This window comes from Mycobacterium sp. DBP42, from assembly GCF_005924235.1.
Taxonomy (GTDB): domain Bacteria; phylum Actinomycetota; class Actinomycetes; order Mycobacteriales; family Mycobacteriaceae; genus Mycobacterium; species Mycobacterium syngnathidarum.
Window position 1 is genome coordinate 223046 of the sequence record NZ_VCMY01000002.1, and the last position, 12837, is coordinate 235882.

Consider the following 12837-nt stretch of genomic DNA (forward strand, 5'->3'; position numbering starts at 1 on the left):
GTGAGTATCAATCCATTCGATGATGACAACGGCAGCTTCTTCGTGTTGATCAACGACGAGGAGCAACACAGCTTGTGGCCGGCCTTCGCGGATGTTCCGGCCGGGTGGCGTGTGGTCTACGGCGAGGCCGACCGGACGGCCTGCCTGGACTACATCGAGCAACATTGGCCCGACATCCGGCCACGGAGTCTCCGCGAGAGGTTGGCACAGGGTCAGACTGTTGATCGGTAAGCCGCCCGCTGGAACGACTGGAAGTGAGCAAGCGGCGCTCCCGCTTACGCGGGGGCAACTGGACATTTGGCTTGCGGAGGAGACAGGCCGCGCCGGTGTCAAATGGCAGCTGGGCATGCTCGCGCGGATCGACGGATCCATCGAGCACGACATGCTCGGGCGAGCGATTCGTCACGTGGTGCGCGAGGCCGAACCTCTCCGAGCTACCTTCTTCGAAGAAGGCGGCCAAGTTTTCCAGAGGATCGTCGACGAGCCCGATGTCAAGCTTGTTCGTCATGACCTGACGGGGTCAAAGGATCCGGTACAGGACGCCTACCGAGCGGCTTCGTCGATCCGGCAGACGCCGATGCCGCTCAGCGGTCCGCTGTTCAAGTTCGCGCTGCTGCAGACACGAGCCGACGAGTTCTACTTTTTTGTGTGCTGCCATCACATCGCGATCGACGGAATCGGGATGGGGCTGGTCTGCCATCGAATTGCCGCGGTATACACAGCAATCGCTGGTGGCACGCCGATTCCACCCACAATCTTCGGCTCACTGCAGACACTCATCGACTGCGAGTCCGAGTACGAGGCTACCGACGATTACTCCGGTGATCAGGCGTATTGGTCCGACAATGTGCCACCCGACGGTGAACCTCGCCATGGGCTGGCTCCAGCGATCGCAAACGAAGCCGACCAGTATGAACCGTCCGCCCCAGTTCAACTGGACAGTGCGGTGGTCGCGAGGGCCCGCGACCTCTCGAGGGCCCTGGGGGTGCGCCGTGCGTCGGTGATCACCGCTGCCTATGCACTGCTGGTGCAGGGGGAGATCGGTGGGTGTGAAGTCGTCCTTGACTTTCCGGTCAGTCGCAGGGTGCGCCCTGAAGTGCTCATGTTGCCCGCAATGGTCTCGGGTGTCGTGCCTTTGACGTTGCAGACGTCGCCGGGGGCCACGGTCGCCGCTCTGTGCGAACATGTCGACAACCGGATCCAAGGAGCCCTGCGACATCAACGATTTCCCTTGCGGGCCATCGAGAGTCAAGCGCGATTCCAGGGTGCCGGTCGGCCATCGACCCGGCCTGCGATCAATTTCATTCCGACCATCCCGACGGCCGATTTCGCCGGTGCTCCAGGATCGGGCACCGTCACCCATACCGGCCTGGTCGACCAGTTCGGCCTGGTCTTTCTCCAGAAGGATGAGGAGCTCTATCTCAGCCTGACCGGCGTCGGGCACTTGTTCGCCGGTTGCGACGCCCAAGATCTGGCGGCCCGATTCGAGCGGGTTCTGTCCTCGATGACTCTGGACCCACATCGCCCGCTTTCCACGATCGACGTCCGCGAACCGCTCGCGGAGCTGGACGAATGGGGCAACCGGTCCGCGTTGACCGGGGCGGCGCCGGTGTCGACGTCGATTCCGGAGTTGTTCGCCGAGCAGGTGGCGCGCCAACCAGAAGCGGTGGCCGTCAGCTGCGGTGACAGTTCGATGTCTTACCGCGGGCTGGACGCGGCCGCTAACCGGTTGGCACATTTGCTTGTCGAGCGTGGTGTGGGTCCGGGGCAGCGGGTGGCATTGCTGCTTTCCCGGTCGGTTGAGGCGATCGTGGCCATGATGGGGGTGCTCAAGACCGGTGCGGCGTATGTGCCGATCGACCCGGTGGTGCCCGATTCGCGGTTGAAGTTCGTGTTGGCCGACGCGCATACGTCGATCGCGGTGACCACCGCCGATCTGATGGATCGGTTGGATGGCCTCGGCCTGGCTGTGATCGATGTTCACGATCGTGCCGTCTACGGCCGGCCGAGCACGCCGCTGCCGGTGGTGCCTGCGCCGGATGATGTCGCGTATTTGATCTACACCTCGGGTACCACAGGTGTGCCCAAGGGGGTGGCGATTCCACATCGCAACGTCATACGTCTGCTTCAGGCATTGGATGCCGAGGTGGCGTTGTCGACGGGTCAAGTATGGACGCAATGTCATTCGTTGGCGTTCGATTTTTCGGTGTGGGAGATATTCGGCGCCCTGGTGCACGGTGGTCGGCTACTGGTGGTGCCGGAATCGGTGACCCGCTCGGCTGAAGAGTTCCATGCCTTGCTCGTCGACGAACACGTGAGTGTGTTGAGTCAGACGCCGTCGGCGTTCTACGCGTTGCAAGCGGTCGATGTGACTCGGCCCGAGAACCGGTTGGCGCTCGAGGTCGTGGTGTTCGGTGGTGAGGCACTGGAACCGGCGCGTCTGAGTCCGTGGTTGGCAGAACATCCGCGCCTGCCGCGGTTGATCAATATGTATGGGATTACCGAGACGACGGTGCATGCGTCGTTCCGTGAGATCACTGCCGCCGATGTGAACGGCGGTGTGAGTCCGATCGGTGGGCCGCTGGCGGATCTGGCGTTTTATGTTCTGGATGACTGGCTGCGACCGGTGCCGATCGGCGCGGTGGGTGAACTGTATGTGGCGGGTGCAGGTTTGGGCTATGGCTACGCCGGCCGCGCCTCACTGACCGCCACGCGTTTTGTGGCGTGTCCGTTCGGTGGTGCGGGCGTGCCCGCAACTCGCATGTATCGCACCGGCGATCTGGTGTCGTGGCGCCCCGACGGCGAACTGCAGTATCTGGGACGCAGCGATGAACAGGTCAAGATTCGCGGCTATCGTATCGAGTTGGGGGAGATCCAATCGGCGTTGACGGCGTCGGACGGGGTCGAGCAGGCGGTGGTGATCGCCCGGGAGGACCGCCCGGGGGACAGACGTCTGGTCGGGTATGTCACCGGCAGCGCCGATCCGGCGCAGTTGCGGGCGGCGTTGGGGAACAAATTGCCGCCCTACATGGTGCCGGCGGCCATCGTCGCCATCGACGCGCTGCCGCTGACCGTCAACGGCAAACTCGACAAAAAGGCCTTGCCCGCACCGGAATACCAGCAGGTCGACGACTACCGTGGGCCCTCGACACCGACCGAGGAGACTCTGGCCGCAATCTACGCCGAGATCCTCGGCCTGGATCGCGTCGGAGTCGACGCATCGTTCTTCGAGTTGGGTGGCGACAGCATCCTGTCGATGCAGGTGGCTGCGCGCGCTCGTGCGGCAGGTCTGAAATGTCGCCCGCGTGACATCTTCGTCCAGCAGACGGTGACCCGGCTGGCCCAGGTGGTCGAGGCGTCCGGTGTCATCGATCAGCCGGCCGACGAAGGTCTGGGCTCGGTGACGGCGACTCCGATCATGCGGTGGCTGAAGAGCCTGGGAGACGCCGGCGGTCCCATCGACGAGTTCAATCAGGCGGTACTGCTGCAGGCACCGGCCGGAGCCACCGAGGCAGACGTCGCAATCATGTTGCAGGCCTTGCTCGACCGACACGGCATGCTCCGATTGCGTGCCGCGGACGACGGTGCAGGTGGCTGGACGTTGGCGGTGCCCGAGCCGGGATCGGTCGATGCCGCTGAATGTATGCGCTCGGTGGATGTGCTGTCCGATGAGGCGGTGGCGTCGGCGAGATCGGCACTGAATCCGGCCGCGGGCACAATGCTCAGCGCGGTGTGGGTGACGTCGACGAGCCAGCTGATGCTGATCGTTCACCATCTCGCCGTCGACGGCGTGTCCTGGCGAATCATGTTGGAAGATCTCAACATCGCCTGGGCGCAGCACGGCAACGGACGGCCGGTGACCCTGGTGACCGCCGGCACGTCGTTCACCCGATGGGCAGACCTGCTCGCCCAGTTCGCACTTGATCCGAAGGTGACAGACCAGGCGCCCGTGTGGCGGGACTGTGCGGCCGTATCGCCGGTGTTCCCCGCACCGCGGCCCGAAGCCGATACCTACGAGACCGCCGGGCAGCTGTCGATGACACTCGACGTCGACACCACCCACCTGCTCCTCGGTGAAGTACCGGCAGCCTTTCATGCCGGCATCCAGGACATCTTGCTCATCGCGTTCGGATTGGCGGCAGCCGAGTTCTCGTGCAGCGGCACGCCGATCGCCATCGACGTGGAGGGACACGGTCGCCACGAGGAGTTGGGTGGACCAGCCGATCGGGATGTCGATCTGTCGCACACCGTCGGATGGTTCACCACCAAATACCCGGTGTCGTTCGATTTCGGGCGCCGCGCCACCACGCTGCCCTGGACGCAGGTGGCGGCCGGCGAGGCCGCGCTCGGTGCGGTGGTCAAAGACGCGAAAGAGCAGCTTCGTGCGCTACCTGACGGCGCGACCTACGGTCTGCTGCGCTACTTGAACCCCGATGTGGACCTGGCGCAAGCGGATCCGACGATCGCGTTCAACTATCTGGGCCGGCTGGGCGGCGCGCGCGACGCGTCCAGTGATGGATGGCGGATGTGCTCGGACGGCTTGTCGTTGGCCCGTCTGGCCGCAGCGGTGCCCACACCACTGGGCCACACCGTCGAGCTCAACGCAGCCACCATCGAAACCGAGGCGGGCACGCAGTTGAACGCCGACTGGACCTGGGCACGCTCTGTCCTGGATGAGTCGCAACTCGATCAGCTCGGCCGACTGTGGTTCGACGCGCTGGCGGGCATCTGTGCGTACGTCCGGCGCGGTGGCGGCGGCTTGACACCGTCCGATGTCGCTGCCGAGCTGAGCCAGCACCAGATCGACGAGCTCAGCCATCAGCACCGGATTGCCGATGTCCTGCCGCTGACACCCTTGCAGCAGGGACTCCTGTTCCATGCCGGGACCGCAGTGGGCGCTGACGATGTCTATGCGATGCAGCTGGATATCACGTTGAGCGGCCCAGTCGATCACGATCGGCTCCGCGCGGCGGTGCAAGCGGTCGCCGGCCGGCATCCCCACCTGGTGGCCCGTTTCTGCGAGCGGTTCGAGCAGCCGGTGCAGGTCATCCCCGTAGACCCGACCGTGCCCTGGCGGCGTATCGACCTTGACACCAACGGCATTGGCGTCGACGAGGACATTCGGGACATCTGCGCCGCCGAGCGCACCGCAGTCTGCGATCTGGCCAATCAGCCCGCGTTCCGGGCCTGCCTGCTGCGCGTTGCCGCCGACCGGCACCGGTTCGTGCTCACGGCGCACCACATCGTGCTCGACGGTTGGTCGATGCCGATCCTGCTACAGGAGATCTTCGCGGCCTTCCGAGGACTACGGCTGCCGGCCCCCACCCCGTACCGTGACTTCGTCACCTGGCTTTCAGAACGGGATCTCGTGGGCGCCCACCGGGCGTGGCGCGAGCAGTTGAGCGGATTGGACGCCCCTACGCTGGTGGCGCCGTCGGGCCGAAACCACCTGGGGCAGCGCGGTGTCGAAACATTCCGGCTTTCCGCAGAAGCCGCCCGGGCCCTCGGTGAGCTGGCACGTGCCCATCGCAGCACCGCCAACATCGTGTTACAAGGGGCCTGGGCGCTGCTGCTCACCTCACTGACCGGCCGGCATGACGTCGCATTCGGCACGACGGTGTCGGGACGTCCGGCCGAGCTCGAGGGCGCGGATTCGATGGTCGGTCTGCTGATCAACACGGTGCCGGTGCGGGCAACCGTGAGACCGGGCACCACGACCTCAGATCTGTTGCACCAGTTACAGACCGCCCACAACGACACAATCGAGCACCAACATGTGGCGCTCAGCGACATCCATCGAATCACCGGGCATGACCAGCTGTTCGACACCCTGCTGGTTTTCGAGAACTACCCGATCGACGTCACGACGTCCTCGGACCCCGACGGCATGGCGATCACCGGATTCGACTTCCGCGAGTCCAACCATTACCCACTTGCGGTTCAAGCGTTGCCGGGCCGAGATCAGGGTTCCCGGGCCGAACGTGAGATGCAGCTTCGCGTCGAGTTCGACACCGCGGTCTTCGACCTCGCCACCGTCGAGGCCTTGATCCAAAGACTGGAATCGGCTCTGGCGGCCATGATCGCCGACCCGCTGCAGCCGCTGTCTTCCATCGACCTACTCGACGGGGTTGTGCGCCGTCGCCTCGAGGAGTGGAGCAATCAGCGGACATTGTCCGAACCGGGGGTCGCGGAGTCGATTCCGGCGTTGTTCTCCCGTCAGGTGGCCCGCACGCCCGATGCCGCGGCGGTGACGTTCGAGGGTCGGTCGATGACGTACCGGGAACTCGATGAGGCCGCGACCCGGTTCGCACACGTGTTGTCGGCCTACGGTGCGGGGCCGGGCGAGGTTGTGGCGCTGCTGTTCTCCCGGTCGGCCGAGGCCATCGTGGCGATTTTGGCCGTGTTGAAGACCGGAGCGGCTTATGTGCCGGTCGATCCGGCGCTACCCGACGCGCGTATCGAATTCATGATGGGCGACGCCGCGCCGGTCGTCGCAGTCACCACGGCAGCGCAGCGCCCGCGCCTGAGCTGGTGCGATGTGCCCGTCCTAGATGTCGACGACGACGGGACCCACGTCGGCCCCGCTGTGTCCGTTCCGTACCGCACGGCAATGTCCGGTCCGGATCCGTCCGACATCGCGTACATCATCTACACCTCGGGCACCACAGGTGTGCCCAAAGGTGTTGCCATCCCACATCGCAACGTGCCCGGGCTGTTCGGCGTTCTCGGCGCCAACGTGTCGTCGGGACCGGGACAGGTGTGGACGCAGTGGCACTCGTACAGCTTCGACGTCTCGGTGTGGGAGATCTTCGGTGCGTTGCTCCACGGTGCGCGCCTGGTGGTGGTTCCGGAAGCGGTCGCCGCATCGCCCGACCACCTTCATGAACTCCTGGTAGCCGAAGGCGTCACCGTATTGAGCCAGACTCCGTCGGCGGCAGCCATGATCTCACCGCAGGGTCTGGAGTCCGCAGCGCTGGTGGTGGCAGGCGAAGCCTGTCCGCCCGAGCTGGTGGACCGTTGGGCGCCGGGACGGGTGATGATCAATGCCTACGGCCCCACCGAGGCCACCGTGTACGCATCACTGAGCGAACCACTCGGCAAGGGGACCGCGGTGCCGATCGGCGCGCCGGTCACCGGCGCAGCGCTGTTCATCCTCGACTCCTGGTTGCGTCCGGTGGCGCCAGGAGTGGTCGGTGAGTTGTATATCGCGGGTCGCGGTGTGGGAACCGGATATTGGGGTCGGGCAGCGCTGACTTCATCCCGGTTCGTCGCCTGTCCGTTCGGGGCGCCAGGCGCCCGGATGTACCGCACCGGCGATCTGGTTCGGTGGGGTCTCGATGGCCAGGTGCACTACCTCGGACGCGCGGACGAGCAAGTCAAGATCCGCGGGTACCGCATCGAACTCGGTGAAGTGCAGGCCGCACTGGCCGCACTCGACGGCGTGACCCAAGCCGTCGTCATCGCCCGCGATGACGACTCCGCCGCCATGCGCCTCGTCGGCTACATCACCGGAACGGCCGACCCGAATCACACCAGGGCGCGGCTCGCCGAGCGGCTGCCCAGCTATATGGTTCCGTCCGCGGTGATCGCGATCGACACGGTGCCTCTGACGGTGAACGGCAAACTCGACCGGCGCGCACTGCCCGCACCGGACTATCTCGACACCGATCGCTACCGAGCCCCGGGCAACCCGGTCGAGGAGATCCTGGCCGACCTCTATGCCCGTGTCCTCGGCCTGCCCCGGGTGGGGATCGATGATTCCTTCTTCGATCTGGGAGGGGATTCGCTGTCCGCGATGCGTCTGATCGCCGCGATCAACTCCTCGCTGCGCGCCGGTATCACGGTGGGTTCCCTGTTCGACGCGGCCACCGTCGCCCAACTGGCGCGCAGGATCGGCGGGGCAGAGGCTGGGCTGGAGCCTCTGATCGCCGGTGAACGACCCGAGGTGCTGCCGCTTTCATTCGCCCAGTCCCGTTTGTGGTTCCTGGACCAATTGCAGGGTCCCTCACCGGTGTACAACATGACGGCCGCATTCCGTTTGGTCGGGGCACTCGATATCGAGGCCTTGCGGGCTGCGATGGCCGACGTGGTGGCTCGCCACGAGAGCCTGCGCACCCTGTTCGCCGCTCCCGACGGCATTCCCCGGCAGATCGTGACGGTACCGGGAGTAGACGCACTCGGCTGGGAAGTTGTCGATGCCACCGGCTGGACGCCGGCACAGGTGCAGGCGGGCATCGAGGGCGCGGCACGGCACACCTTCGAACTGGCCACCGAGATCCCCCTGCGGGCGCAGGTGTTTCGTCTCGACGACGACGAGCATGTCCTTGTCGCGGTTGTGCACCACATCGCCGCGGACGGTTGGTCGGTCATCCCGCTGGTGACCGACCTCGGGCAGGCCTACGTCAATCGGTGCGCAGGGCAGGCCCCCGACTGGGCGCCACTGGCGGTGCAGTATGCCGACTACACGCTGTGGCAGCGTGCGCAGTTCGGTGACTTCGAGGACAGCCGGAGCCGGATCGCCACCGAGCTGACTTACTGGCGGGACGCGTTGGCGGGCCTGCCCGAGCGCATCGACCTACCCACCGACCGGCCGTACCCACTGATTGCCGAGCACCGCGGTGCCACGATGGCGGTGGACTGGCCGGCCGAATTGCAGCAGCAGGTCGCCCGGGTGGCGCGAGAACACAACGCGACCACCTTCATGGTGGTCCAAGCGGCCCTGCTGACACTCCTGTCGAAGCTCAGCGCAAGTTCCGATGTGGCGGTGGGCTTCCCGATCGCCGGCCGCCGCGATCCGGCGCTGGATGACCTGGTCGGCTTCTTCGTCAACACCCTGGTGCTGCGGGCGGATCTGGCCGGGGACCCGACCGTCACCGACGTCCTGGCGCAAGTGCGTGCCCGCACCCTGGCTGCGTTCGACAACCAAGATGTGCCGTTCGAAGTCCTCGTCGATCAACTGAACCCGACTCGGTCCCTGGCCCACCACCCGTTGATCCAGGTTGCGCTGGCATGGCAGAACCTCGCCGAGCATGACATCAACGATTCGTCCGCCGGAATGGTCTTGGACGACGTGCAGGTCACCCGGATACCCGTCGATACCCGCACCGCCCGAATGGACCTCAACTTCTCGCTGGCCGAACGCCGCACCGCCGACGGTGAACCGGCCGGCCTCGGCGGCACCGTGGAATTCCGCACCGATGTCTACGATTCCGGCACCATCGAAACCCTGGTCGCTCGGCTGCGACGGGTGCTGACGGCCATGACCGCAGATCCGACCGCACGGCTGTCGTCGATCGACCTGCTCGACGAGGATGAGCACGCCCGCCTCGCTGCCCTCGGCAACCGCGCGGCCGCCACTTGCCCGGCCCCCGCTGTTGTCTCGATTCCCGCGCTGTTCGCCGAACATGTCGCACGCGCTCCCGAGGCGTTGGCGCTCACCTGTGGGGAGCGATCCTGGACCTACCGGGAACTCGATCTGACCGCGAACCGGCTGGCGCACAAGTTGATCGGCCAGGGAGCCGGTCCCGGCCAGTGCGTCGCGCTGCTGTCCAACCGGTCCGGCGAGGCCATCGTCGCCATCCTGGCGATCCTCAAGACCGGCGCGGCGTATCTGCCGGTCGATCCCGTCGTGCCCGATACGCGGCTGGAGTTCGTGTTGACCGATGCCGCTCCGGTGGCCGCCGTCACCACCAGCGGCCTGGCTCACCGATTGCGGGGACGCGGGATTTCGGTGGTCGACGCCAACGAGATCACGGTGCCTGCATTGCATCCGACCAGTGGGCTGCCGATGCCGCACGCCGATGATGTCGCCTACCTGATCTACACCTCGGGCACCACCGGGGTGCCCAAAGGTGTGGCTGTCACCCACCACAACGTGACGCAACTGCTGGAGCCCCTCGATGCCGGGCTGCCTCGTCCCGGGGTGTGGCCCCAGTGTCACTCACTGGCCTTCGACGTCTCGGTCTGGGAGATCTTCGGCGCGCTGCTACGCGGCGGACGGGTGGTGGTCGTCCCCGAGGACGTTGCGGTCTCACCAGATGATTTCCACGCCTTGCTGGTACGCGAACGCGTCGATGTGCTCACCCAAACGCCCTCTGCCGTACGTGCGTTGCCGACACAGGGGTTGGGGTCGGCGGCGTTGGTGGTGGTCGGTGAGGCATGTTCGCCCGAGGTGGTCGACCAGTGGGCGCCGGGGCGGCTGATGATCAACGCCTATGGGCCCACCGAGACGACGATGTGCGTGGCGATCAGCGCGCCGCTGCAAGCCGGTCGGCCCGGATCGGCTGTCGTTCCCATCGGTTCACCGGTCCCCGCCGCCGCGCTGTTCGTGCTCGACGAGTGGTTGCGCCCCGTACCTGCCGGGGTCATCGGCGAACTGTACGTGGCAGGTGCCGGCCTGGCGTACGGCTATGTCGGTCGCACCGGATTGACCGGGTCACGGTTTGTCGCTTGCCCCTTCGGCGCGTCCGGCACACGGATGTATCGGACCGGAGACCTGGTGTGCTGGCGTTCCGACGGGCAACTGCAATACCTGGGCCGTGCCGACGAGCAGGTCAAGATTCGCGGATATCGCATCGAACTCGGCGAAGTCCAGGCCGCCTTGGCCGGGCTGGAAGGTGTGGATCAGGCTGCTGTGATCGTCCGCGAGGACCGTCCCGGTGACAAGCGCCTCGTCGGCTACGTCACCGGCACCGCCGAACCGGCCGGTATCCGCACCCAACTCGCCGACCGGCTACCCGCGTACATGGTGCCTGTCGCGGTCGTGGTGCTCGGCGCGCTGCCACTCACGGTCAACGGAAAGCTCGACACCCGAGCGCTTCCCGTGCCCGATTATGGCTCCGGTGACGACTACCGGGCCCCGGCGGATGCCGTCGAAGCGGTCCTCAGCGACATCTATGCGCAGGTTCTCGGGCTGGACCGAGTCGGCGTCGACGACTCGTTCTTCGATCTCGGCGGCGACAGCATCCTGTCGATGCAGGTGGTTGCCCGGGCCCGCGCAGCGGGCTTGGTGTGCCGTCCCCGTGACGTGTTCGTCGAGCAGACCGTGGCGCGTTTGGCGCGGGTGGTCGAGGTACCCGGGCTGGAAGGCGGTGTACACGGCCCAGTCGATGAAGGGGTCGGGCCGCTGCCGGCCACGCCGATCATCAGGTGGCTCAACGACGTTGCGCGCGTCGGCCCAGTCGATGCGTTCAACCAGACCGTCCTGCTACAGGCTCCCTCCGGTGTGGCCGAGGCTGATGTCGTCACTCTGTTACAGGCCTTGATCGATCGCCACGGCATGCTTCGGTTGTGCGCCGAGGCCCATGGGGTCGGCCCGTGGTCGTTGACCGTGCCCGAGCCGGGCTCGGTCGACGCGCGAGGCTGCGTGCGTTCGGTGGACACCCTGACGGATGAGGCGCTGGCGATGGCCCGGTCGCGGTTGAACCCGTCGGGCGGAGTGATGCTCAGCGCGCTGTGGGTGACCTCCACCCGTCAGTTGGTGTTGATCGTGCACCATCTTGCCGTCGATGCAGTGTCGTGGCGAATCATCTTGGAAGACATCAACATCGCCTGGTCACAGCATCGCGGTGGACAACCGGTGGCGCTGCCGCCGACCGGCACGTCCTTCCAGCGGTGGGCCGAAGCGCTGCGCGCGCACGCCGACCACCCCGACGTCGTGGCCCACGCGAACGTGTGGCGGAAAGTGGCCAACACCCCTGCGGTGCTTCCCGCGGTGCAACCCGACCGCGATACGCATGAGACCGCCGGACAGCTGCGGGTGTCCGTGGACGCCGAAACCACCCGCATGTTGCTCGGTGAAGTGCCTGCGGCGTTCCATCTCGGCGTGCAGGACATCTTGCTGATCGCGTTCGGGCTTGCCGTGGCCGAATTCTCCCGCACCGGGGGTAAAGCCGACGCGCCCATCACCATCGATGTCGAGGGTCATGGGCGACATGAGGAAGTGGCCGGCGACATCGACCTGTCCCGCACGGTGGGTTGGTTCACCGCCAAGTATCCGGTCGCATTGAATTTCGGCGACAGCGGCGGTGGCCCGTCCTGGTTGCAGGTGGTCGAGGGGGCTCCAGCACTGGGCGCAGCGGTGAAAGATGCGAAGGAGCAGCTGCGTTCACTGCCTGACCCACTCACGTATGGGCTGCTGCGCTACCTGAACCCCGATGTCGACCTCGAGGGTGCCGACCCGACGCTCGGGTTCAACTATCTGGGTCGTCTCGGCGCGCCCGCCGACATCAGCGATGACTTGTGGCGGATCTCCGCGGACGGTATGTCTGCGACAGGCGCGGCCGCCACTCGTATGCCGTTGACGCACACCGTGGCACTGGATGCGGGGACCCTCGACACCGGCGCCGGCCCTCAGTTGCAGGCGAACTGGACCTGGGCGCCATCGGCCGTCGACGAAGCGCAGATGAACCGACTCCACGGACTGTGGTGCGATGCCCTGGCCGGCATCTGCGAGCACGTGCGCAACGGTGGCGGCGGATTGAGCCCGTCCGACATCGCGCCCGCCCGGCTCGCCCAGTCCGAGATCGACGAGTTGTCCCGGCAGCACCGCGTCGCCGACATCCTGCCGCTGACCGCATTGCAGCAAGGCCTCATCTACCACAGCAGCACAACGCGGTGTGCCGACGACGACCTGTATGTGGTGCAGTTGGACATCACGGTCGCCGGCCCCCTCGATGAGCACCGGTTGGAGGATGCGGTTCAGGCCGTGGCGATTCGGCATCCGCACCTGGCGGCCCGATTCTGCGACCAGCTCGGTGAGCCGGTGCAGGTCATTCCGGCCGATCCGGCTGCGGGCTGGCGCTACGTCGGATCGGGACACGTCGCAAGCGAGGAACA

The 12837-nt window shown here is 66.1% G+C and carries 2 protein-coding genes (1 of these 2 running past the window's edge); both read left to right on the forward strand.

Translation table 11 applies throughout. The features are described 5' to 3' along the window. Window positions 1–231 carry an MbtH family protein gene (locus E0T84_RS03465; RefSeq protein ID WP_070189414.1) on the forward strand — a complete coding sequence of 77 codons (231 nt, stop codon included), beginning with the start codon at window positions 1–3 and terminating at the stop codon, window positions 229–231. After that, window positions 221–12837 carry the 5' portion of a non-ribosomal peptide synthase/polyketide synthase gene (locus E0T84_RS03470; protein WP_249383560.1) on the forward strand. The gene runs 11839 nt beyond the window's last position, so the window shows 12617 of its 24456 coding nt (coding positions 1–12617); the start codon lies at window positions 221–223; its stop codon lies beyond the right edge, outside the window. The genes E0T84_RS03465 and E0T84_RS03470 overlap by 11 nt, the downstream gene beginning before the upstream one ends.